17 protein-coding genes are annotated in these 22,583 nt (G+C 71.6%); 12 read left to right on the top strand and 5 right to left on the bottom strand.

The window, feature by feature from the left end; genetic code table 11:
• Positions 1-4 precede the first annotated feature (4 nt).
• Positions 5-391 carry a DUF6191 domain-containing protein gene (locus ACIGYR_RS18610; protein WP_399598195.1) on the top strand — a complete coding sequence of 129 codons (387 nt, stop codon included), beginning with the start codon at positions 5-7 and terminating at the stop codon, positions 389-391.
• Between the two features lie 280 nt (positions 392-671).
• On the opposite strand, the gene ACIGYR_RS18605 is transcribed toward ACIGYR_RS18610, so the two are convergent.
• Both ACIGYR_RS18605 and ACIGYR_RS18600 read right to left on the bottom strand, forming a co-directional pair.
• Positions 672-1,829, bottom strand: a complete 1,158-nt coding sequence (locus ACIGYR_RS18605; RefSeq protein WP_399598197.1) for a PQQ-dependent sugar dehydrogenase — start codon at positions 1,827-1,829, stop codon at positions 672-674.
• A gap of 98 nt (positions 1,830-1,927) precedes the next feature.
• Positions 1,928-2,926: an aldo/keto reductase gene (locus tag ACIGYR_RS18600; RefSeq protein ID WP_399598658.1), complete on the bottom strand. Its 999-nt coding sequence runs from the start codon at positions 2,924-2,926 to the stop codon at positions 1,928-1,930.
• A 75-nt stretch (positions 2,927-3,001) separates the two neighbouring features.
• Between ACIGYR_RS18600 and ACIGYR_RS18595 the strand changes: the two genes are divergently transcribed.
• The 6 genes from ACIGYR_RS18595 to serA all read left to right on the top strand — a co-directional run bounded on the left by ACIGYR_RS18595 (position 3,002) and on the right by serA (position 12,969).
• The gene (locus tag ACIGYR_RS18595; RefSeq protein WP_399598200.1) at positions 3,002-3,979 is read left to right on the top strand and encodes a 2-hydroxyacid dehydrogenase; all 978 of its coding nucleotides are present in this window, start codon (positions 3,002-3,004) and stop codon (positions 3,977-3,979) included.
• Positions 3,980-4,374: 395 nt separating this feature from the next.
• A complete protein-coding gene (locus tag ACIGYR_RS18590; RefSeq protein WP_399598203.1) occupies positions 4,375-7,395 on the top strand; it encodes a putative bifunctional diguanylate cyclase/phosphodiesterase in 3,021 nt (1,006 codons plus the stop codon).
• Positions 7,396-7,638: 243 nt separating this feature from the next.
• Positions 7,639-9,489, top strand: coding sequence for an acetolactate synthase large subunit (locus ACIGYR_RS18585; protein ID WP_391847092.1), 1,851 nt, complete (start codon positions 7,639-7,641; stop codon positions 9,487-9,489).
• Between the two features lie 20 nt (positions 9,490-9,509).
• A complete protein-coding gene (gene ilvN / locus ACIGYR_RS18580; RefSeq protein ID WP_201843191.1) occupies positions 9,510-10,034 on the top strand; it encodes an acetolactate synthase small subunit in 525 nt (174 codons plus the stop codon).
• Between the two features lie 120 nt (positions 10,035-10,154).
• Positions 10,155-11,153: a ketol-acid reductoisomerase gene (gene ilvC, locus ACIGYR_RS18575; RefSeq protein ID WP_391847094.1), complete on the top strand. Its 999-nt coding sequence runs from the start codon at positions 10,155-10,157 to the stop codon at positions 11,151-11,153.
• 226 nt (positions 11,154-11,379) lie between these two features.
• Positions 11,380-12,969 carry a phosphoglycerate dehydrogenase gene (gene serA / locus ACIGYR_RS18570; protein ID WP_399598209.1) on the top strand — a complete coding sequence of 530 codons (1,590 nt, stop codon included), beginning with the start codon at positions 11,380-11,382 and terminating at the stop codon, positions 12,967-12,969.
• A gap of 114 nt (positions 12,970-13,083) precedes the next feature.
• On the opposite strand, the gene ACIGYR_RS18565 is transcribed toward serA, so the two are convergent.
• The gene (locus tag ACIGYR_RS18565) at positions 13,084-14,625 is read right to left on the bottom strand and encodes an MFS transporter (RefSeq protein ID WP_399598211.1); all 1,542 of its coding nucleotides are present in this window, start codon (positions 14,623-14,625) and stop codon (positions 13,084-13,086) included.
• 96 nt (positions 14,626-14,721) lie between these two features.
• On the opposite strand from ACIGYR_RS18565, the gene ACIGYR_RS18560 reads away from it, so the two are divergent.
• Positions 14,722-15,306 carry a TetR/AcrR family transcriptional regulator gene (locus tag ACIGYR_RS18560; protein ID WP_399598215.1) on the top strand — a complete coding sequence of 195 codons (585 nt, stop codon included), beginning with the start codon at positions 14,722-14,724 and terminating at the stop codon, positions 15,304-15,306.
• Between the two features lie 141 nt (positions 15,307-15,447).
• On the opposite strand, the gene ACIGYR_RS18555 is transcribed toward ACIGYR_RS18560, so the two are convergent.
• Positions 15,448-16,728, bottom strand: coding sequence for a PucR family transcriptional regulator (locus ACIGYR_RS18555; protein WP_399598218.1), 1,281 nt, complete (start codon positions 16,726-16,728; stop codon positions 15,448-15,450).
• A 161-nt stretch (positions 16,729-16,889) separates the two neighbouring features.
• Here ACIGYR_RS18555 and ACIGYR_RS18550 point away from each other — a divergent pair, with 161 nt between their 5' ends.
• From ACIGYR_RS18550 to ACIGYR_RS18535, 4 genes are all read left to right on the top strand, one after another.
• Positions 16,890-17,816 carry a proline dehydrogenase family protein gene (locus ACIGYR_RS18550; protein ID WP_391847104.1) on the top strand — a complete coding sequence of 309 codons (927 nt, stop codon included), beginning with the start codon at positions 16,890-16,892 and terminating at the stop codon, positions 17,814-17,816.
• A 172-nt stretch (positions 17,817-17,988) separates the two neighbouring features.
• Positions 17,989-19,620 carry an L-glutamate gamma-semialdehyde dehydrogenase gene (pruA, locus tag ACIGYR_RS18545; protein WP_391847107.1) on the top strand — a complete coding sequence of 544 codons (1,632 nt, stop codon included), beginning with the start codon at positions 17,989-17,991 and terminating at the stop codon, positions 19,618-19,620.
• 60 nt (positions 19,621-19,680) lie between these two features.
• Positions 19,681-20,259, top strand: coding sequence for a GNAT family N-acetyltransferase (locus tag ACIGYR_RS18540; RefSeq protein WP_399598223.1), 579 nt, complete (start codon positions 19,681-19,683; stop codon positions 20,257-20,259).
• 509 nt (positions 20,260-20,768) lie between these two features.
• Positions 20,769-20,900, top strand: coding sequence for a hypothetical protein (locus ACIGYR_RS18535; protein WP_391847111.1), 132 nt, complete (start codon positions 20,769-20,771; stop codon positions 20,898-20,900).
• Between the two features lie 112 nt (positions 20,901-21,012).
• Here the strand turns inward: ACIGYR_RS18535 and ACIGYR_RS18530 are convergent, their stop codons facing one another.
• A complete protein-coding gene (locus ACIGYR_RS18530) occupies positions 21,013-22,557 on the bottom strand; it encodes a purple acid phosphatase family protein (protein ID WP_399598225.1) in 1,545 nt (514 codons plus the stop codon).
• Between the last annotated feature and the right edge of the window lie 26 nt (positions 22,558-22,583).

Genomic DNA, 22,583 nt, shown 5'->3' with positions numbered 1-22,583 from the left:
AGCCGTGTTCAACGCCTTCGAGGAACTGTTCGCGCCCGGCCGCAAGCACACCCGGGACGAGCTGAACCGGCTCGAACTGTCCCGGGAGGACGTCGGCGACAACGACCCCGGCCGCGGCCCCATCGACCTGAGGTCGGGAAAAGCGGTGATACGCCTGCCGGAACCACCATCCGACGAACCCGAACCCGAACCCGAACCCGAACCCGAACCCGAACCCGAACCCGAACCCGAACCCGAGCCCGAACCCGAACCTGAGCCCGTTCCCGAACCTGAGCCCGTTCCCGAGCCCGAGCCCGGGCCCCGTCCCGAGCCCGGGCCCCGTCCCGAGCCCGGGCCCCGTCCCGAGCCCGGGCCCCGTCCCGAGCCCGGGCCCCGTCCCGAGGCCGGATGAACCCGGCGAACGGCCGGAAAGGCGGGTACCGGCCGACGACGGGAGCATGACACTCCGACGACGTCCGGCCGGGCCCACTCACCACGCCCGCCGACGCGCGGATGACGTGCGGCGGCATCGACGTCCGGCCGGTCGGTTCACCGCACCTGTCGAGGCGCGGATGACGTGCGGCGGCATCGACGTCCGGCCGGTCCGCTCACCGCGCCCGCCGAGGCGCCGATGAAGCGCGACGACATGCGATGACGCGCAACGACGCGCCCAAGACCCGCGGTCGGGCCACTCACCGCACCCGCAACTCCAGGATCCGGTCGTCGCCCTCACGCGGCTTGCCACGGCCGTCCGTGTTGCTCGTGACCAGCCACAGCTTGTCGCCGCCCGCCGCCGCCACCGTGCGCAGGCGGCCGTAGTCGCCGGTGAGGAACGCCTGCGGGGCCGCCGCGGCCCGCGTGCCGCGCAGCGGGACCCGCCACAGGCGCCCGCCCTTCAGGGCCGCCATCCAGATCACACCGTCCGCGTAGGCGATGCCGCTGGGGGAGGCGTCGTCGGTGTGCCACTGGGCGAGGGGGTCGTGGAAGCCGGTGCCGGAGGACTTGCCCTCGGCCTTCGGCCAGCCGTAGTCGTCGCCCGGCTTGATCGCGTTCAACTCGTCCCAGGTGTCCTGCCCGAACTCCGAGGCGAACAACCGCTGCCGGTCGTCCCAGGCCAGCCCCTGGACGTTCCGGTGGCCATACGAGTACACCGGGGAGCCGGGGAACGGGTTGCCCGGCGCCGGCTCGCCGTCCGGGGTCAGCCGCAGGATCTTGCCGCCCAGCGACTTCCGGTCCTGTGCCAGCCCTCGCTGCCCGCTCTCGCCGGTACCCGCGTACAGCATCCCGTCCGGGCCGAACGCGATGCGGCCGCCGTTGTGGATGAAGCCCTTGGGGATGCCCTTGAACACCGTGTCCGGAGCGCCCAGTTGCTCACCGGCCGGCTTCCGCTCGTCGTACAGCATGCGCACGATGCGGTTGTCCGACGCGGAGGTGAAGTAGGCGTAGATCATGTGGTCCGAGGCGTAGTCGGGGGAGAGGGCGATGCCCAGCAGGCCGCCCTCGCCCGCCGGGGAGACCCCGGAGACCGTGCCCAGCTCGGTCTTCTTCCCCGTCTTCTCGTCGATCCGGGTGATCGTCCCGTCGTCCCGGGAGGAGACCAGCAGTCCGCCGCCGGGCCGCGGAGCAAGCCCCCAGGGCGACTTCAGTCCCTCGGCCACCGTGCGCAGCACCGTCACCGACCCCTTGGCCGGGGCAGCCGACTCGGTGCCGTGCCCGGAAGCGGTGGCTCCGGGTGCGGTGGCGGACGGCCGGCCGGCCGGGAAGTCCCCGTGCCCCGAGGAGCAGCCGGCTGTCAGCAGCAGGGCGGTCGCGGCCAGCACGGCCGGTACAGCTCGACGTCGCACGATCAAGGTCCCTTCGAGGCGGCGGTCCAACGACACCCTCTCCCTCTCATACACCGCCGGCGGCCGCCGGGTCACCGCTATGGTGCGACCGATGACGGGAACCCTCAGTCCCACGACCCCTGGGCCGGTGGCAGCCGGGCGAGCTCCGCCAGGTCCTCCGCGGTCAGCCGCAGACCGGCGGACGCCGCGTTCTCGGCGGCCCAGTGCTCCCGCTTGGTGCCCGGCAGCGCGATCACATGGCGGCCCTGCGCCAGCACCCAGGCCAGGGCCACCTGGGCCGGGGTGACGTCCTCCCCGTGCCGGCGGGCGACGCGCCGCAGGCCCGCGACGATCGGCTGGTTGGCCGCCATCATCTCGGCGGTGAAGCGGGGATGCCGGGCGCGTACGTCGTCCGGTTCGAAGCCCTCGCCCGGCGTCAGCGTGCCGGTCAGGAAGCCGTTGCCCAGCGGCATCGCCGCCAGGAAACCCACCCCCCGCGCCTCGCACCACGGCAACAGCGCCCGGAGCGCCTCCGGGGACCACACCGACAGCTCCGCCTGCACCGCGCTCACCGGGAACACCTGCTGCACCCGCTGCAACTGGCGCAGCGTCGTGTCGTACAGGCCGGTGCCCGAGCGGCGTCCGCCGCGCGCCCCCACCGCGCACAGGCCCAGGGCCCGCACCTTCCCGGCCCGCACCAGGTCCGCCATCGCGCCCCACGTCTCCTCGACGGGCACCTCGGGGTCGGCCCGGTGCAACTGGTACAGGTCGATCACGTCGGTCTGGAGCCGGCGCAGCGAGGCGTCGCAGGCCCGCCGCACATAACCGGGGCGGCCGTTGGCCACGATGTGCTGCTCGCCCACCAGCAGCCCCACCTTCGTGGACACGAAGGCGTCCCGGCGCCGCTCCTTCAGTGCGCGGCCCAGCAGCAGCTCGTTGGTGAACGGGCCGTACATGTCCGCGGTGTCCAGGAGACCGGAGCCCAGGTCCAGCGCCCGGTGCACGGTTCTGAGCGACTCGTCACCGCGCTGACGCGATCCGCTGTACGCCCAGCTCATCGGCATGCATCCGAGTCCGACGGCCCCCACCGCGAGTCCCCCCGCGCCGATCGTCCTGCGCTCCACCTGCTCGTGAACCTCCCTCTGCCCGGCCACCAACCTAACCTCTGCACGCGCGCGTGCCTGACATAGCCTCCTCGCATGACTTCAGACGTCTGGCTTCCCATTCCGCCCGAGGAGATCGAGGGGCTGCCCGAGGGACCCCGGTACCTGTTCTGGGACGGCGGTGAGGACGGTGACCAGCCGTTTCCCGGCGACCCCGCGGAGTGCGCCGTGTACGTGGTGCCGTACATGAAGCGGCTGTCGGTCAGGGTGGGGCCGCTGGAGCACCTGACGAACGTCCGGGTCGTCCAGACGCTCACCGCCGGCGTGGACGACATCACCGCGCGGCTGTCGGCGATCGTGCCCGGCGTGCGTCTGTGCAACGCGCGTGGGGTGCACGAGACGAGCACGGCAGAGCTGGCGCTCACCCTGACCCTCGCCGCGCTGCGCGGCATCCCCGGGTTCGTCCGCGCCCAGCAGCAGGAGCGCTGGGAGGGCGGTTTCCACCCCGCTCTCGCCGACAAGAACGTCATGATCGTCGGTTACGGGCCCATCGGTGCCGCCATCGAGGATCGGCTCGTGCCGTTCGAGGTCGCGCGGGTGGCGCGCATCGCGCGCTCCCGGCGCACCACGGCGCGCGGTCTTGTGCACCCGATCACCGATGTGCTTCCACTGCTCCCCGAGGCGGACGTGGTGATCCTCTGCACGCCGCTCACGGCGGACACCCGGGGGCTCGTCGACGCCGGCTTCCTCGCCCGGATGAAGGACGGGGCGCTGCTGGTGAACGTCGCGCGGGGGCCCGTGGTCGACACCAAGGCGCTCCTCGCCGAGCTGGAGCGGGGCCGGATCACCGCCGCCCTGGACGTGACGGACCCGGAGCCGCTGCCCCCGGGCCATCCCTTGTGGCAGGCGCCCGGCGTGCTGATCAGCCCGCACGTCGGCGGGCCCTCCTCGGCCTTCCTGCCGCGCGCCAAGCGGCTGATCGTGGACCAGCTGACCCGGTTCGTCCACCAGGAACCCCTGCGGAACGTGATCCTTACGACCGGACCCGAAACGGCGGGAACAAAGGGGCGGTAGCCCCCTTCCGGCACCCTCCGCAATCTTTCGGACGCGGCCCGTACGCGCATATTCCCTGGTCGTCACGGAGCGTAGAGACACTATGTCCCTGAGTGACGATCCTGGTGTATCGTCCCGACAGGGGCTGCGCCGCTGACCACTCGGCGCCCGGGGACGGACATTTCAGATTTGTGAGGGGGGCGACGGGCGATGCACGGCCTATGGACGAACGATCCGACGCGGCGGAGCCGCCGACGGCGACCCTGGCGCACGGCCGCGCGGCGACGCGGCCGGCACACCAGCCATCACAGTCACCACAGTCACCACCAGGGCAGGCACAGCGGCCGTCGCAGGCATGCGCACCCAGCGCACCGGGACCGTCGGGACTCGGGAGCGGCGCGGACCGGGAGGCCCCGGTGAGTGCGCCGCCCTCGATGACGACCACCCTCGACGACGCGGTGCGCGCACCGCACCCGCACGAGGCGCCGCCGCCCCGCCGCCCGGCCGCCGGCGACAATACCCGCCTGATGGAACAGCTCGTCCTCGCCCTGGTCTGCGCGGCCTACGCCGTCGGAGCCGCGTTCGACTGGGGGACGAGCCAGATCGCGCTCGTCATGGGCGACTTCGGACTGAGTGCGGCGGCGGGTACCGCCGCCGTCTCCTGTTTCCTGTACGCCCGCAGCCGGCGCGTGCGCTTCCGGTCGGCCTGGCTGCTGTTCGCCCTCTCCTCGGCCATGGCGGCCCTGGGCAACGCGGTCTGGGGCTGGTACGAGGTCGTGCTGGGCCGGACCGTGCCCAGCCCGAGCTACGCCGACCTGTTCTTCCTGTGCTTCGCACCGCCCGCCATCGTGGGCCTGCTGGTGCTCGCCAAGCGGCCGGTGACGAGGGCCGGCTGGATCTGCCTGGGGCTGGACGCCTGGCTGATCGGCGGCTCGCTGCTCACCCTCTCCTGGAGCCTCGCGCTCGCCCAGGCGGCCCGGTTCGACGGGTCGAGCGTGGCCCACGCCGCGCTGTCACTGGCGTACCCGCTGCTCGACATCGCCCTCGTCAGCATGGTCCTCGCACTGCACTTCCGGCGCGCCCCGGGCAACCGTACGGCGGTGAACACCGCGATCGGCGCCCTCGCGCTCACCGTGATGTGCGACGCCCTGTTCACCTCGCCGCTGCTGCACAGCAGCTACCGCTCCGGGCAGCTGCTGGACGCGGGCTGGTTCGCCGGTTCGCTGCTGCTCGCCTACGCCCCCTGGGCCGCGCCCCGGCGCCGGAGCGCGCAGGAGGCACGCACGGCCGACGGGCACACGCGCGTGGTCCACGAGCACGTGCCCGGTCAGCGCAGCCCGGGCCACACCCTCCCGCCCCTGCCCGCGCCGGGCGGCGAGCACACCCGGTACCCGGCCGGCCGGCCGCTCACCGGCTCCCTCGCCGCCCTCACCCCTTACCTCGCCGCGGCCGTGTGCACCCTGGGCATCCTGTACAACGTCCTCAACGGCCGCAGACCGGATCACGTCGTGCTGATCACCGCGGGCGCCGTGGTGCTGGCGCTCGTCATCCGGCAGGGCATCATGCTGCTGGACAACATCACCCTCACCCAGGAACTGGCGCAGAAGGAGAACCACTTCCGCTCCCTGGTGCAGGGCTCCAGCGACGTCATCATGATCGCCGCGCCGAACGGCATCCTCCGGTACGTCTCCCCGGCCGCCGCCGGGGTGTACGGCAGGCCCGCCGAGGAGCTGGTGGGCACCGAGCTGGCCGGTCTCATCCACCCGGAGGACCTGGGCTGTGTGGTGCACGAGGTACGCCGCTTCCTCGCCGTCAGCCCGCTGGAGGAGCCCACCACGCGCATCGAGTGCCGGTTCCGCTCCGGCGACGGCGGCTGGCTCAACGTCGAGTCGACCGTCAACCGCCACCACGGCGGGCTCATCTTCAACAGCCGGGACGTGACGGAAAGGGTCCGCCTCCAGGCGCAGTTGCAGCACAACGCCGAACACGACCCGCTGACCGACCTGCCCAACCGTGCGCTGTTCACCCGGCGCGTGCAGCAGGCCCTGTCCGGCCGCCGGGCCACCGACCGGGGTGCCGCCCTGCGTGGCACGGCCGTGCTCTTCATCGACCTGGACGGCTTCAAGGCCGTCAACGACACGATCGGGCACCAGGCCGGGGACGAACTGCTCATCCAGGCCGCCCGCAGGCTCCAGGACGCCGTCCGGCAGGGGGACACCGCCTCCCGGCTCGGCGGCGACGAGTTCGCGGCCCTGATCGTCGGGGACGGCACCCGGGACCGCGCCGCCCGGGAGCGGAACATCCTGGAGCTCGCCGACCGCCTCAGGGCGACCCTCTCCCAGCCGTACGCCATCGACGGCAACGACGTCCGGGTCAATGCCTCCATCGGCGTCGCCTTCGCCGAACCGGGCCTGGGCGCGGGCGAGCTGCTGCGCAACGCCGATCTCGCGATGTACCGCGCGAAGTCGGCCGGAAAGGGCCGGGTCGAGCTGTACAGGCCGCAGATGCAGCAGGACGTCGTCCGCAAGGCGGAACTGGCCACGCGCCTGCGTGCCGCGCTGCACGACGGCGAGTTCGCGCTGCTCCACCAGCCCGTGGTGGGCCTGCAGAACGGCCGGATCACGTCTGTCTCCGCGCAGGCGCGCTGGCGCTCCTCCCAAGGGGTGCTGTTCACCCCGGCCGAGTTCCTGCGGGTGGCCGAGGACGGCGACAAGACCGCCGAGCTGGACCGCTGGATCCTCCAGGAGGCCGTGGAACAGGCGGCCGAGCGCGCCGCGACCGGGCTCGCCGTGCCGGTCGCGGTCCGGATGAGCGCCCGGCGGCTGCTGGACCGCTCGATGCCACTGGGCTCGGTGGAGGCGCTGCTGACCCGGCACGGGCTGCCGCCCGGGGCGCTGGTCGTCGAGCTGTCCGACACCGATCCCCGGGTCTCCCTGGACGAGCTGGAGCGGCGCCTGACCGCGCTCAGCCGGCTCGGGGTGCGGATCGCGCTGGACGGCTTCGGCAGCGGGTACGCGGCCATCACGGCCCTGCGGCGGCTGCCCGTGGACATCCTCAAGCTCGACCGCAGCCTGGTCGAGGGTGTGGTCGAGTCCGCCCGGCTGCACAAGATCACCAGCGGTCTGCTGCGGATCGCCGGCGATCTCGGGCTCCAGTCCCTGGCCGAGGGCGTCGACCTGCCCGAGCAGGTGGTCGCGCTGCGCGCCATGGGCTGCACCCATGGGCAGGGCATGGCGTTCGCCGGTCCGCTGGACGAGTACCGGCTGCGCCGGGCGCTCGGATCCGGCCACTACCCGGTGCCGCACGCCCCGGCCGAACCGGCGTTCGCCGGCAGCGTGCGGGAGCCTGAGGGGGTGTACACAGGGGGCTTTCCCGCTGTCCTGGGGGGCGGCAGTGCCCTTCGCTCACATTCTGAGACTCCCGTCCCACCCACTTGACACATGGTGCGTGCCGGGGGGAGGGTCAGTGCCATGCGCACCCGAATTCTCGTACTTGGACAGCGCGTCGGCTGAGCTGGGACCCACCGGAGGACGATCCGGAATCCCCAGCGACCTCACCGGCGCGCTCCCCTCGCTTGCCTTGCGGCACGAGGGGTTTTTTGTTGCACGAGTGCCTTTCGTGCAGCGCTTGAACTCCGTACAAACCTCGCAAAAACCCTCAGCATCGAGAAGAGAATGCCGATGACCGAGCAGGCCACCGGGGCCCACCATCCGCAGCCGCGGCCCCGTTCCGGAGGACAGCACTCCGCCCCCGTCGAGCACGTCACGGGTGCGCAGTCCCTCATCCGCTCTCTTGAGGAGGTCGGCGCGGACACGGTCTTCGGTATTCCGGGCGGTGCGATCCTGCCGGCGTACGACCCGTTGATGGATTCCACCCGGGTGCGCCACGTCCTGGTGCGGCATGAGCAGGGCGCGGGTCACGCGGCCACGGGTTATGCGCAGGCCACCGGGAAGGTCGGTGTCTGCATGGCCACGTCGGGGCCGGGTGCGACGAACCTGGTGACGCCGATCGCGGACGCGCACATGGACTCGGTGCCGATGGTGGCGATCACGGGTCAGGTGGCGTCGAAGGCGATCGGCACGGACGCCTTCCAGGAGGCGGACATCGTGGGTATCACGATGCCGATCACCAAGCACAACTTCCTTGTCACCAAGGCGGAGGACATCCCGCGCACGATCGCGCAGGCGTTCCACATCGCTTCCACGGGCCGTCCGGGTCCGGTCCTGGTGGACATCTCCAAGGACGCCCTGCAGGCGCGCACGACGTTCTCCTGGCCGCCGGTGATGGATCTGCCCGGCTACCGGCCGGTGACCAAGCCGCACGCCAAGCAGATCCGTGAGGCGGCCAAGCTGATCGCCGCCGCGAAGAAGCCCGTCCTCTACGTCGGCGGCGGTGTTCTGAAGGCGCAGGCCACCGCGGAGCTGAAGGTCCTGGCCGAACTGACCGGAGCCCCGGTCACCACCACGCTGATGGCGCTCGGCGCGTTCCCCGACAGCCATCCGCTGCATGTGGGGATGCCGGGTATGCACGGGGCCGTCACCGCGGTCACCGCGCTGCAGAAGGCGGATCTGATCGTCGCTCTCGGGGCCCGCTTCGACGACCGTGTCACCGGCAGGCTGGACAGCTTCGCCCCGTACGCCAAGATCGTCCACGCGGACATCGACCCGGCGGAGATCGGCAAGAACCGGGCCGCGGACGTGCCGATCGTCGGTGATGCCCGTGAGGTCATCGCCGACCTGGTCCAGGCGGTGCAGAAGGAGCACAGCGAGGGCAACAAGGGTGACTACAGCGCCTGGTGGAGTGATCTGAGCCGCTGGCGCGAGACCTACCCGCTCGGCTACGAACAGCCCGAGGACGGCTCGCTCTCCCCGCAGGCGGTCATCGAGCGCATCGGGCAGCTCGCCCCCGAGGGCACGATCTTCGCGGCGGGTGTGGGTCAGCACCAGATGTGGTCCGCGCACTTCATCCAGTACGACAAGCCCGCCACCTGGCTGAACTCCGGCGGCGCCGGGACGATGGGGTACGCGGTCCCGGCCGCGATGGGCGCCAAGGCCGGGCAGCCGCAGCAGACGGTCTGGGCGATCGACGGCGACGGCTGCTTCCAGATGACCAACCAGGAACTGACCACCTGCGCCCTGAACAACATCCCGATCAAGGTCGCCATCATCAACAACGGCGCCCTCGGCATGGTCCGCCAGTGGCAGACCCTCTTCTACAACCAGCGCTACTCCAACACCGTGCTGCACAGCGGCCCGGAGGACATCAACCCGCAGGCCAGGGGCACCCGCGTGCCGGACTTCGTGAAGCTGTCCGAGGCGATGGGCTGCGTCGGTCTGCGCTGCGAGCGCCCCGAGGACCTGGACAAGGTCATCGCGGAGGCGAACTCCATCAACGACCGTCCGGTCGTGGTCGACTTCATCGTCCACGAGGACGCGATGGTCTGGCCGATGGTCGCCGCCGGCACCTCCAACGACGAGATCCTCGCCGCCCGGGACGTCCGCCCGGACTTCGGCGACAACGAAGACGACTGAGCGAGAGAGACCCAGAGACCATGTCCAAGCACACGCTCTCCGTCCTGGTGGAGAACACGCCGGGCATCCTCGCCCGGATCGCCGCCCTGTTCTCCCGCCGAGGGTTCAACATCGACTCGCTGGCGGTCGGTGTCACCGAGCACCCCGACATCTCCCGCATCACCATCGTGGTGGGCGTCGAGGACCTGCCGCTGGAGCAGGTCACCAAGCAGCTCAACAAGCTCGTCAACGTGCTGAAGATCGTCGAGCTGGAGCCCGGCCAGGCGGTTCAGCGTGAACTCGTCCTGGTGAAGGTGCGCGCCGACAACGAGACGCGCTCCCAGATCGTGGAGATCGTCCAGCTGTTCCGCGCCAAGACGGTCGACGTCTCCCCGGAGGCCGTCACCATCGAGGCCACCGGGTCCGGTGAGAAGCTGTCCGCGATGCTCAAGATGCTCGAGCCGTACGGCATCAAGGAACTGGTCCAGTCCGGCACGATCGCGATCGGGCGCGGCGCCCGCTCGATCACGGACCGCTCGCTGCGCGCTCTGGACCGATCCGCGTAACGCTGGATACGGGCGGTCGGAGCAACGCCGGTCGCCCGTATGCCGAGACCCCGAAACTTCCCTTCCCCCCACCGGCATACGGTGGGACGCACCATCAGCACACCAAGGAGAGAACCCAAAGTGGCCGAGCTGTTCTACGACGCCGACGCCGACCTGTCCATCATCCAGGGCCGCAAGGTCGCGGTCATCGGCTACGGCAGCCAGGGCCACGCCCACGCCCTGTCGCTGCGTGACTCCGGTGTCGACGTCCGTGTCGGTCTGCACGAGGGCTCCAAGTCCAAGGCGAAGGCCGAGGAGCAGGGCCTGCGTGTGGTGAGCCCGGCCGAGGCCGCCGCCGAGGCCGACGTCATCATGATCCTCATCCCGGACCCGATCCAGGCCCAGGTCTACGAGGAGTCCATCGCCCCGAACCTGAAGGACGGCGACGCGCTGTTCTTCGCCCACGGCTTCAACATCCGCTTCGGCTTCATCAAGCCCCCGGCCGGTGTCGACGTCGCCCTGGTCGCCCCGAAGGGCCCGGGTCACCTGGTGCGCCGTCAGTACGAGGAGGGCCGGGGCGTTCCGGCGATCGCCGCGGTGGAGCAGGACGCCACGGGCAACGCCTTCCCGCTGGCCCTCTCCTACGCCAAGGCCATCGGCGGCACCCGCGCCGGTGTCATCAAGACGACCTTCACCGAGGAGACCGAGACCGACCTCTTCGGTGAGCAGGCCGTCCTGTGCGGTGGCACCTCCGCGCTGGTCAAGGCCGGCTTCGAGACCCTGGTCGAGGCGGGCTACCAGCCGGAGATCGCCTACTTCGAGTGCCTGCACGAGCTGAAGCTGATCGTGGACCTCATGTACGAGGGCGGCCTGGAGAAGATGCGCTGGTCGGTCTCCGAGACCGCCGAGTGGGGCGACTACGTCACCGGCCCGCGGATCATCACCGACGCCACCAAGGCCGAGATGAAGAAGGTCCTCGCCGAGATCCAGGACGGCACCTTCGCCACCAACTGGATGGACGAGTACCACGGCGGTCTGAAGAAGTACAACGAGTACAAGCAGCAGGACTCCGAGCACCTGCTGGAAACCACCGGCAAGCAGCTGCGCAAGCTGATGAGCTGGGTGAACGAAGAGGCGTAAGCCTCATGACGGGGGCCGGGGCGGAATCGCTCCGGCCCCTGTTGTCCACCCCGTCCAGCCACGGACGGGTGATCCTTCCGTGGAGGCGCAATACGCCGCCCGCCACGCCACTAGACTGCTGGACAACACGCGTCAGGCCCACAGCGTCGTGCGTCTTCCGCGGCTAGCCCCTCCACCGCCTGCGGCCGTCGGGACGGCCGTCCGCATTGGACTTGTGAGGACTCACGTGAGCTCGAAACCTGTCGTACTCATCGCTGAAGAGCTTTCGCCCGCGACCGTCGACGCACTCGGCCCGGACTTCGAGATCCGGCACGCCAACGGAGCGGACCGAGCCGAACTGCTCCCCGCGATCGCCGACGTCGACGCGATCCTGATCCGCTCGGCCACCAAGGTCGATGCCGAGGCCGTCGCCGCCGCGAAGAAGCTCAAGGTCGTCGCGCGAGCCGGCGTCGGTCTGGACAACGTCGACGTCTCCGCCGCCACCAAGGCCGGCGTGATGGTCGTCAACGCCCCGACCTCCAACATCGTGACCGCCGCCGAGCTGGCCTGCGGTCTTCTCCTCTCCACCGCCCGCAACATCCCGCAGGCCAACGCCGCGCTGAAGAACGGCGAGTGGAAGCGCAGCAAGTACACGGGCGTCGAACTGGCCGAGAAGACCCTCGGTGTCGTGGGCCTCGGCCGCATCGGCGCCCTCGTCGCGCAGCGCATGTCCGCCTTCGGCATGAAGGTCGTCGCCTACGACCCCTATGTGCAGCCCGCGCGGGCCGCTCAGATGGGCGTCAAGGTGCTGTCCCTGGACGAGCTGCTCGAGGTCTCCGACTTCATCACCGTCCACCTGCCCAAGACCCCCGAGACCCTCGGCCTGATCGGCGACGAGGCGCTGCGCAAGGTCAAGCCCAGCGTGCGCATCGTCAACGCGGCCCGCGGCGGCATCGTCGACGAGGCGGCGCTGTACGCGGCGCTGAAGGAGGGCCGGGTCGCCGGCGCCGGCCTCGACGTGTACGCCAAGGAGCCGTGCACGGACTCCCCGCTCTTCGAGCTGGACCAGGTCGTGTGCACCCCGCACCTGGGCGCGTCGACCGACGAGGCCCAGGAGAAGGCCGGCATCGCCGTCGCCAGGTCCGTGCGCCTCGCCCTCGCCGGTGAGCTGGTGCCGGACGCCGTCAACGTCCAGGGCGGTGTCATCGCCGAGGACGTCAAGCCGGGTCTGCCGCTCGCCGAGCGCCTCGGCCGGATCTTCACGGCGCTCGCCGGTGAGGTCGCGGTCCGCCTCGACGTCGAGGTCTACGGCGAGATCACCCAGCACGACGTCAAGGTGCTGGAGCTGTCCGCGCTCAAGGGTGTCTTCGAGGACGTCGTCGACGAGACCGTGTCGTACGTCAACGCGCCGCTGTTCGCGCAGGAGCGCGGTGTCGAGGTCCGGCTGACCACCAGCTCGGAGTCGGCCGAACACCGCAACGTGGTGACCGTGCGCGGCACGCTGGGCACCGGCGAGGAGGTGTCGGTCTCCGGCACGCTGGCCGGCCCCAAGCACGTCCAGAAGATCGTCGCGGTCGGCGACTACGACGTCGACCTCGCGCTCGCCGACCACATGGTCGTCCTGCGCTACGAGGACCGTCCGGGTGTCGTCGGCACCGTCGGCCGCATCCTCGGCGAGGCGGGCCTCAACATCGCCGGCATGCAGGTCGCCCGCGCGGCGGCGGGCGGCGAGGCGCTGGCGGTGCTGACCGTCGACGACACGGTGGACGCCGGTGTGCTGGCCGAGGTCGCCTCCGAGATCGGTGCGACGTCCGCCCGCTCGGTGAACCTGGTCTGAGGCCGTCGTCCGGGGGCTGCCGCCCCCGGGCCCCGCTTCGGCCCCTGACCCGGGCAACGACAGAACGCCGGTCAGGCTGAGCTCTCTCAGCCTGACCGGCGTTCTGCCGTCGTCCTACTTCTGGTTCTGCCCGGCGTCGACCCCTCGCAGCGTCACCGCCGCGCCCACCGCCGCCAGCGCCGTCAGCACCGCCCCGGCGATCGCCGCGCCCTGGAAACCGCTGGTGAACGCCTCCCGGGCGGTGATGAGCAGGGACTCACCGGCCCGGCCGGGCAGGTCCGCCGCCGTGACGAGGGCACCGCCCAGGGTCTCGCGGGCCCCGGCCGGAGCGGTGGACGGCATCTCGTGGCGGTAGACCGCCGCACCGATGGAGCCGAGGACCGCCATGCCGAGCGCGCCGCCGAACTCGGTGCCGGTCTCCAGCAGGGCGGAGGCCGTGCCCGCCCGCTCCACCGGGGCGCTGCTCATGGCCAGGTCGGCCAACTGGGCCGAGATGGCGACCATCCCGCAGGCCAGGACGCCGGCCCCGGCCAGCACCAGCCACAGCGAGTCGGTGCCGACGAGGGCGAGCATCGAGTACCCGGCCGCCATGGCCAGGAAGCCGCCGGCGACGACATAACCCCGGTTGACGCCCCGCTGGACGAGCTGCGCGGTGAGCGGACCGGCGACTCCGATGAAGACCGAGGGCAGCAGGCTCCACAGGGCCGCCGCCAGCGGGCCCTTGCCGAGGACCGACTGAAGGTACTGCGTGGTGAAGATGGCCGAGCCCATCATGGCGAGCGCGGCAAGGAGGTTCAGCACCAGCGCCGGGGTGAAGCCCCGGCCCTTCAGCAGGGCCGGCGGGATCAGCGGCGAGCTGCTGGTGCGCTGCCGGTGGACGAAGAGGGCCGAGAAGAGCAGGCCGACGGCGATCGAGACGACGTACAGCGGGCGCCAGCCCTCGGAGGGGATCTCCTTCACGCCGTAGATCACGGGGAGCACGGCGGCCATCGACAGCGGGACGCTCACCCAGTCGAAGCGGCCGGGCCGGGAGTTCTTCGACTCGGGCAGCAGCACGGGACCGAGGAGCAGCAGGAGCAGCATCGCGGGCAGGTTGACCAGGAAGACCGAGCCCCACCAGAAGTGCTCGACCAGGATGCCGCTCATCACCGAGCCGAGGGCGATGCCGCCGGTCATCACGCCGGACCACAGGGCGATCGCCTTGCCCCGCTGGGCGGGGTCGGTGAACATCGTCCGCACCAGCGCCATCGTGGACGGCATCAGTGTCGCGCCGCCGATGCCGAGGATCGCCCGGGCCGCGATCAGGGTCTCGGCGCTGTTGGCGTAGGCCGCGAGGACGGAGGCGGTGCCGAAGGCGGCGGCGCCCATGAGCAGGAGCCGGCGGCGGCCGATGCGGTCGCCGAGTGAGCCCATGGTCATCAGCAGGCCGGCCAGGACGAATCCGTAGACGTCGAAGATCCACAGCTGCTGGGTGCCGCTCGGGTGCAGGTCTGCGCTGATGGCGGGGGTCGCGAAGTACAGGACGGAGACGTCCATCGAGACCAGCAGCAGCGGCAGCATCAGCACGCCCATGGCGGTCCACTCGCGGCGCCCGGCACGGGCGGGGGCGGCGCTGTCGGCGCCGACGGGTGTGGTGGAGCTCGTCGAGTTCGTCATGCCGAGGACTGTACGGATGTATTAAACGTCTGTCTAGAACGCATGTATAGGTCATGCGTATAGGACAGTCGTATGGATCCCGGATAGGGTGGCCGCATGGGACACCGTGAGGATCTGCTCGAAGGCGCCAAGCGCTGCCTGCTGGAGAAGGGGTTCCTGCGCACGACGGCGCGGGACATCGTCAAGGAGTCGGGCACCAACCTGGCGTCGATCGGCTACCACTACGGGTCGAAGGCCGAGCTGCTGGTGCAGGCGTACGTCTCGCTGATCGAAGGCGTGGGGGAGCGGTTCGACCCCGGGCTCGGCGGCAAGGTGACGCAGCCTCCGGGGTCGCTGGAGCGCTTCCAGGAGGTGTGGACCAGTGTCATCCGCACGGTGCCGGAGTCGCGGGCGATCTGGCTCCTGAGCTTCGAGCTGATGTTCCAGGACGAGCGGCTGGAGGAGGTGCGCAAGCTCCTGGCGGCGGCGCAGCTGGAGGGCCGCGTGGGGCTCACCGCCCTGTTCAGCGGCGTCCCGGAGGCCGACCTCGACCCGGCGGCGGCCGAGACCGAGGGCCGCCTCTACCAGACCCTCCTCAACGGGCTCATGGTCCAGTGGCTCTTCGACCCCGACTCGGCGAGCACCGCCGAGCAGCTCACGGAGGGGCTGCGACGGGTGATGCGGGGAGCCGCCAGGAGCTGACCCGGCCGGCCCCGGCAGCGCCCCCGGCCCCGGCAGCGCCCCCGGCCCCGGCAGCGCCCCCGGCGCCGCCGACGCCGGTCTCCCTCGCGCCCCAGCGCGATCACCGGCGCGGCGCCCGCCCGACGGTGATCCGTGAGGCGGTCACAACCGCGCCCGTTTCAACGCCATGTGCAGCAGCAGCCGGTCCTCGCCGTCGTCCAGGTCCAGGCCGGTCAGCCGCTCCACCCGGGACAGCCGGTAGTACAGCGTCTGGCGGTGGATGCCCAGCTCGGAGGCCGCGCGCCCGGCCTGGCCCGCGCAGTCGAGGTAGACCTCGGCCGTGCGGGCCAGCTCCCGGTGGGCGGGGGCGAGGAGGGGGCCGACCACACGGTCCTGCGCGGCCTCCGGCGGCAGCGCGGTCAGCAGCCGGTACGCCCCGATTCCCGCCCACTGAGCGACCGGTCCGAACCGTGTCTCGGCCAGCGCGGCGCGCGCGGCGGCCGACGCCTCCTGCCACACCGTGTCCAGCTCGGCGAGTCCGGTGCGGGGCTCGCCGACCCCCGCGGCGCATCCGGTCGCCCCGGCCTGCGCGCCGAGTCCCGCGGCGACCGCCGCCGCCACCCGGGCCCCGGCCCCGCGCGCCACGTCGCCCGCTACCCCACGAGCCCCCTCGGCCTCCTTCAGCAGCCGGGCGGCCGCCGCCAGCGCGGGGGTGCTCGTCCCGGTGCTCCGCAGCCGTACCAGCACTGCCAGGCTCTGCCCCGTCGCTCCCCACGGCAGCGTGCACAGCGCCGCGGCGTGGGGGATCGTACGGGCGGCAGGGGCGTCGTCCGGGTCGGCCGACGGCCAGGGTGCGACACACACCAGGGTGAGGGGGCCGTCGGCGCGGGGGCCGAGAGCGGTGCGCAGGTCGGCCACCGCCATGTCCCGCTGCCAGCCCCGCTCCGCGGTGAGCACCGCCCGCAGCTCCCGGCTCAGCCCCGCCCCGGCCTCCGCCTCGTCCGCGAGGAGCGCGCCGATCCGGCCCGCCACCTCCATCGCCGCGGCCAGCTGCGCGTCCGTCGGCCCGGGATCGCCGTCCAGGAGCCAGACGTAGCCGAGGACGACACCCCGATGGCGTACCGGCAGACAGATCCGGCCGCGGTAGACGCCGGCCTCCGGGCTCGGCGGAATCCTTACCGGGCCGGTCGCGCGGGTGATGCCGAAGCCCTCGAACCAGACCCGGACCGTCGCCGTGGAGCGCCGGGTCAGGATCGAGCGGGTGCGCACCGGGTCCAGCGCGGAGGCGTCCAGCTCGTCGTCGCTGTCGTACGCGCCGAAGGCGATCAGCTCGAAGTCCCGGTTCTCCAGGGTCGCCGGGACGCCCAGCAGCTCCGAGATCTCGTCCACCAGCTCCTGGTGGTCCGCCTTGTATTCCGCCGCCACTCGGGCATTCTCCCCCATTTCCCGGCGCCCTTCATACATCTGTCTGAGATCCCGGCAACGGATGCGTGACAGCTGTCGATGGCCGACGATCGGAGCAATCCTTAGGTTTCACGGTGGTTCTCCGTGCCGTACCCGAATGGTCGGGTCTCGGCCTACTTTTGGTCTTGTGGAGGTGCCCCGTGCTGGGTCCCGTGATTCTCGCCGCGTCGCGCAGCGACCGGATGCGACGCCTGATCTCGGCGGCCCCGGTCACCAAGCAGGTCGTCGACCGGTTCATCCCCGGCGAGACCGTGGCCGACGTCGTCCCGATCATCAAGGACCTGACGGCCAAGGGCCTGGAGCTGACGATGGACGTCGTCGGCGAGGACATCACCACCCCCGGGCAGGCGGCCGCCGCCCGGGACGCCTACCTGGCGCTGATCGACCACCTCAAGGAGCTGGAGCTCGGCGAGCGGGTCGAGATGTCGGTCAAGCTGTCCATGTTCGGCCAGGCGCTGGAGGGCGGCCACGAGCTGGCCCTCGCCAACGTCCGCCCGGTCGTCGAGGCCGCCGCCGCCATCGGCACGACGGTCACCCTGGACGCCGAGGACCACACCACGCTGGACTCGATGTTCGCCATCCACGAGGAGCTGCGGAAGGACTTCCCGCAGACCGGCTGCGTCATCCAGGCGTACCTCTTCCGGACCGAGGCCGATGCCCGTCGCCTGGCGGAGTCCGGCAGCCGCGTCCGCCTGGTCAAGGGCGCCTACAAGGAGCCCGCCGAGGTCGCCTACCAGCAGAAGCACGAGATCGACAAGGCGTACGTGCGCGTCCTGAGGACGCTGATGGAGGGCGAGGGCTACCCGATGGTCGGGTCCCACGACCCGCGCCTGATCGCGATCGCCCAGGAACTGGCCCACAAGGCCGGCCGTAAACTCGACGAGTACGAGTTCCAGATGCTGTACGGCATCCGTGGCGAGGAGCACCTGCGGCTGGCCGCGGAGGGCCACCGCATGCGCGTCTACACCGCCTACGGCACCGACTGGTACGGCTACTTCATGCGCCGCCTCGCCGAGAAGCCCGCGAACCTGCGCTTCTTCATGAGGAGCATGATCACCCGTGGCTGATGCAACGAGGCCGTGCCGCGGCGTCGGCCGGGGGTCCGGGGGTCGTCCCCCGGGACAGCACAGCATGCGCCGCCTCGCCGGGAAGCCCGCGAACCCGGGCTTCTTCGTCCGCAGCATGATCACCAAGGGCTGAGCCCGAACACCCGCTCACGTACAAGGAGTCAAGGATCTCATGGACGCTGTGACCCAGGTCCCCACCCCCGTCAACGAGCCGGTGCACGGCTATGCCCCCGGCTCGCCCGAGCGCGCCCGGCTGGAGGTCAAGCTCAAGGAGCTGGCCGAGAACCCGATCGACCTGCCGATGACCATCGGCGGCGAGAAGCGGATGGGCGGCGGCGAGACCATCCAGGTGGTCCAGCCGCACAACCACAAGTCCGTCATCGGCACCCTGCGCAACGCCACCCGGCAGGACGCCCAGGACGCCATCGACGCGGCCCTGGCCGCCGCGCCGGCCTGGCGCGCGATGGCCTTCGACGACCGCGCCGCGATCATCCTGCGCGCCGCCGAGCTGCTGGCCGGCCCGTGGCGCGAGACCATCGCCGCCTCCACCATGCTGGGCCAGTCCAAGACCGCCCAGCAGGCCGAGATCGACAGCCCCTGCGAGCTGGTCGACTTCTGGCGCTTCAACGTCCACTACGCCCGCCAGATCCTGGCCGAGCAGCCCCCGGCGAACTCCCCGGGCGTGTGGAACCGCCTGGACCACCGCCCGCTGGAGGGCTTCGTCTACGCGATCACGCCGTTCAACTTCTCGGCGATCGCGGCGAACCTGCCCACCGCCCCGGCCCTGATGGGCAACGTGGTGGTCTGGAAGCCGTCCCCGACCCAGACCCACGCCGCCGTCCTGCTCATGCAGCTGCTGGAGGAGGCGGGCCTGCCGAAGGGCGTCATCAACCTGGTCACCGGTGACGGCATCGCCGTCTCCGAGGTCGCCCTCAACCACCGCGACCTGGCCGGCATCCACTTCACCGGCTCGACCAAGACCTTCCAGTACCTGTGGAAGACGGTCGGCAACAACATCGAGAAGTACCGCTCGTACCCGCGCCTGGTCGGCGAGACCGGCGGCAAGGACTTCCTCGTCGCGCACCCCTCGGCCGACCGCGCCGTCCTCAAGACGGCCCTGACCCGCGGCGCCTTCGAGTACCAGGGCCAGAAGTGCAGCGCCACCTCCCGCGCCTACATCCCGGCCTCCATCTGGAACTCGGGCTTCAAGGAGGAGTTCGCGGCCGAGGTCGACTACCTCACCATGGGTGACGTCACGGACCTGTCGAACTTCATCGGCGCCGTGATCGACGACCGTTCCTTCGCCAAGAACAAGGCCGCGATCGACCGCGCCAAGGCGGACCCGACCTGCACGATCGTCGCGGGCGGCACCTACGACGACTCGGTCGGCTACTTCGTCCGCCCGACCGTCATCGAGTGCACCGACCCGGAGAACGAGGTCTTCACGACCGAGTACTTCGGCCCCATCCTCGCCGTGCACGTGTACGAGGACGACAAGTACGACGAGATGCTGGCCCAGATGGAGTCGGTGTCGGACTACGCCCTCACCGGTTCGGTCATCGCGAACGACCGCGCCGCCGCGGCCCACACGATGGAGAAGCTCCGCTACGCCGCGGGCAACTTCTACATCAACGACAAGTCGACCGGCGCCGTGGTCGGCCAGCAGCCCTTCGGCGGCGGCCGCGCCTCCGGCACCAACGACAAGGCCGGTGCCCCCCAGAACCTCCTGCGCTGGACGCTGACCCGCGCCATCAAGGAGACCCTGGTCGCGCCGACCGACTACGCCTACCCGCACATGGGCTGACCGCCCCGCGAGCACGGCCCGGGAAGCCCGACATCCGAGCGGGCCTCCCGGGCCGTTCCCATGCGCGCGCGTCCGGGCCGCGGGCCGCGCCGCGATACTGGCGTCATGACCCTGCGAGTCGCGCACACCGCCGAGCTGGAACCCTCCGAACTCAGTGCCGCCCGCGCCCTGTTGGACGCGGCCTTCGACGGGGACTTCTCCGACGAGGACTGGCAGCACGGGCTGGGCGGCATGCACGTGCTCGTCCAGGACGACGCCGGGCTCGCCGCGCACGGCTCCGTGGTGATGCGCCGGCTGCGGCACCGGGGGCGCTGGCTGCGCACCGGATACGTGGAGGCCGTCGCGGTACGGGCCGACGTGCGGCGCACCGGGCTCGGCGGGCGGGTGATGGCCGCGCTGGAGCGGGTCGTCGAGCGGGCCTACGACCTCGGCGCGCTGTCGGCGAGCGAGGACGGTGCCCCGCTGTACACCGCCCGGGGGTGGCTGCGCTGGCCCGGACAGGTGCACGCCCTCTCGCCGGACGGGATCGTACGGCTGCCGGAGGAGGAAGGGGACCTGTACCTGTGGCCCGCGCTCGCCGGCCCCCTCGACCCGGCCGGGGAGCTGGTCCTCGACTGGCGGGACGGCGACGTCGCCTGACGGGTGCGCCGGGGCGGCGCGGACCGGGATCCAGCCGGTGTGCCCGCCGCGCAGCATCCGCGGACCGGGATCCAGCCGGTGTGCCCGCCGCGCAGCATCCGCGGACCGGGAGCCAGCCGGCCCGCCGCGCAGCATCCGCGGGAACCCTTCCACGATCCGCCCGAACCCGTCGGTCACCGTCGCGGCCGCGACCGGCGCGCACTCGGCGCGGGTACGCCCGAACGCACGAAGGCCCAGCTCACGGCGGTGTGCTCCGGTTCGCCGTCTCAGATAGTAGGAAGTCCGAGTAATTGGGCAGACAGACGCGGGCCGCTCCCTTAGTTTGGGAGGAGCCGAACGTCTCGCTCCATCCAGCGAATGGCGGTCGTGAGTCGGGCCCTGTGCAGGCAACCCCTGCGGCCGACGCTTTCCGCCCCTTCCGGGGGCACCTCCCGCGCCTTTCGGGCAGCGGGGGAGTCTCGTACCCCCTCACTGCCGTACTCCGCGTTCCGCCGAAGGAGTCGATTCCCATGGCCGAGACGACCATCCGCCGCCGAGTCCGCCACGCGACCCGCGCGAGCGAGTCCGACCGCAAGAACGCCGCCGCCGCCCTCCAGCGCGCCCTGGACCGCCGGGACAACGGTGGCGAGACCGGCCACTGAGCCGGACCACCAGCCGGGAGCCGCACCCGCACGGGGTGCGGCGCGGCGCTCATCCGCCGCGCCGCGGTCCGCGGCGGTCGATTCCCCGCTCGCCGCACTCCGCAGCGGTCGGTCACCCGCCGCGCCGCACCTCGAAGTGGTCGATCCGGCGCCCGTTCTGGGCCAGCGCCGACACCGCGAGCCGCGGTGACGCGCCGGCCCGCACCTCCACCGAGAGCAGCGAGAAGCCGGTGTAGCGGACCCGGGACCACTCCACCGTCTCCGGCGTGCGGTGTCCGCCCCGCGCCCAGGCGAAGGTCGGCACGGTCCCGTGCCGGGTGACGTGTCCCTCGTAGCTGTCCTTGACGCCCGAGGGGAAGGAGTACAGGTCCCGGCCCCCGCCGCCCGCCGTGACGTACACCGTGCCGTCCCTGGTGGGATCGGTGGAGCCGCCCACGGGCACCGCCCGGCCGACCCGTCCGGACCTGATCGCGTCCGTGCGCTCGTACACATGGTTGTGGCCGTTGATCACCAGGTCCACCTGGTGCTTCGCGAACAGCGGCAGCCACTCCCGCCGTATGCCCCCGTCCGAGGCGTGCTGCGAGGTGGAGTAGGCGCAGTGGTGGAAGAAGACGACCAGGAAGTCGATGCCGTCGGCGGCGCGCAGCCGCCGTAGCGTCCGGTCCAGCCAGGCCGTCTGCCGGCCGCCGGTGTGCCCGAGGTTGGCGGGGATCTCGTACGACACGTCGTTGGCGTCCAGCGCGACGAAGGCGGCGTTGCCGTAGGTGAACGTGTACGCGCCCGGTGTGCCGTGCGGGTCGAAGCCGGTCCCGGGGAGGGAGAACCGGGCCAGTTGGCCGCCGTAGCCGTCCGGCGAGTACCAGGCTTCCATGTCGTGGTTGCCGGTCGTCACCATCCACGGCACGGACCGTGCGACCGGCTCGTTCTGCTTCAGGAACAGGTCCCAGAAGGCGGGGTCGTAGCCGTCGGTCTTCCGGCCGGTGCCGTTGGCGTCCGCGTAGCAGATGTCACCGGCGTGCAGGTGGAAGGCCGGCTTCTGGCGCAGCAGCACATCGTCGTTGGCGTGCGCGGCCCGGCCCACGCCCTGGTCCCCGAAGGCGGTGAAGACGAACCGCTCAGGGCGCGCGGGCGCCGTGCGGAAGGAGGCGATGGCCGCGCGGTGGGCGGGGGCCGTGGGTTCCCAGCCGTCGTGCCCGACGCCGTAGTAGTAGGTGGTGCCGGGCGTGAGGCCGTCCACGGCCGCGTGCAGGTAGTACTGCTCCAGTGCGGGGCGCACCCCCTGCACCGCGGGCGTGTGCAGCGGGCGCAGCTCCGCCGCGACGCGGCGCCCGAGGTCGTCCGGACGCAGGCCGACGCGCACGTACGGCCGCTTCACGGCGAACGGCACCTGCCAGGAGATCCGTGTCCCGGTCCTGGGGTCGGAGCCGAAGGCGAGATGGCGGCCGAAGGGGAGGGCCGCCGAGCCCTGCGCCCGCGAGGTGGCCGGCCGCGGCTTCCCGGCCGCGGTGCCGCAGCCCGTCAGCAGGCCGCCCGCCACCGTGCCCGCGGTCACCAGCGTGCGGCGCGGGAGCACGCGGGTGCGCAGGTACTCGTACTGCTCGGCCATGCTCAGCCGCTCGGCGAGCGGACGCGGAATGCCGACGTCAGGGGTCTCCATGTCAGGGAATCTTCCACCGGAGCCCA

The sequence above is a fragment of the Streptomyces sp. NPDC053076 genome, assembly GCF_044546845.1.
Lineage (GTDB): Bacteria > Actinomycetota > Actinomycetes > Streptomycetales > Streptomycetaceae > Streptomyces.
Note: the sequence above shows the minus strand (reverse complement) of the source record. Positions and strands in the feature narration are given on the sequence as shown.

Coding starts and splice junctions, on each gene's coding strand:
- ACIGYR_RS18595 (WP_399598200.1), top strand. CDS start 3,002: ATGACTTCAGACGTCTGGCTTCCCATTCCGCCCGAGGAGATCGAGGGG.
- ACIGYR_RS18585 (WP_391847092.1), top strand. CDS start 7,639: ATGACCGAGCAGGCCACCGGGGCCCACCATCCGCAGCCGCGGCCCCGT.
- ilvN (WP_201843191.1), top strand. CDS start 9,510: ATGTCCAAGCACACGCTCTCCGTCCTGGTGGAGAACACGCCGGGCATC.
- ACIGYR_RS18565 (WP_399598211.1), bottom strand. CDS start 14,625: ATGACGAACTCGACGAGCTCCACCACACCCGTCGGCGCCGACAGCGCC.
- ACIGYR_RS18560 (WP_399598215.1), top strand. CDS start 14,722: ATGGGACACCGTGAGGATCTGCTCGAAGGCGCCAAGCGCTGCCTGCTG.
- ACIGYR_RS18555 (WP_399598218.1), bottom strand. CDS start 16,728: ATGGGGGAGAATGCCCGAGTGGCGGCGGAATACAAGGCGGACCACCAG.
- pruA (WP_391847107.1), top strand. CDS start 17,989: ATGGACGCTGTGACCCAGGTCCCCACCCCCGTCAACGAGCCGGTGCAC.
- ACIGYR_RS18540 (WP_399598223.1), top strand. CDS start 19,681: ATGCGCGCGCGTCCGGGCCGCGGGCCGCGCCGCGATACTGGCGTCATG.
- ACIGYR_RS18535 (WP_391847111.1), top strand. CDS start 20,769: ATGGCCGAGACGACCATCCGCCGCCGAGTCCGCCACGCGACCCGCGCG.
- ACIGYR_RS18530 (WP_399598225.1), bottom strand. CDS start 22,557: ATGGAGACCCCTGACGTCGGCATTCCGCGTCCGCTCGCCGAGCGGCTG.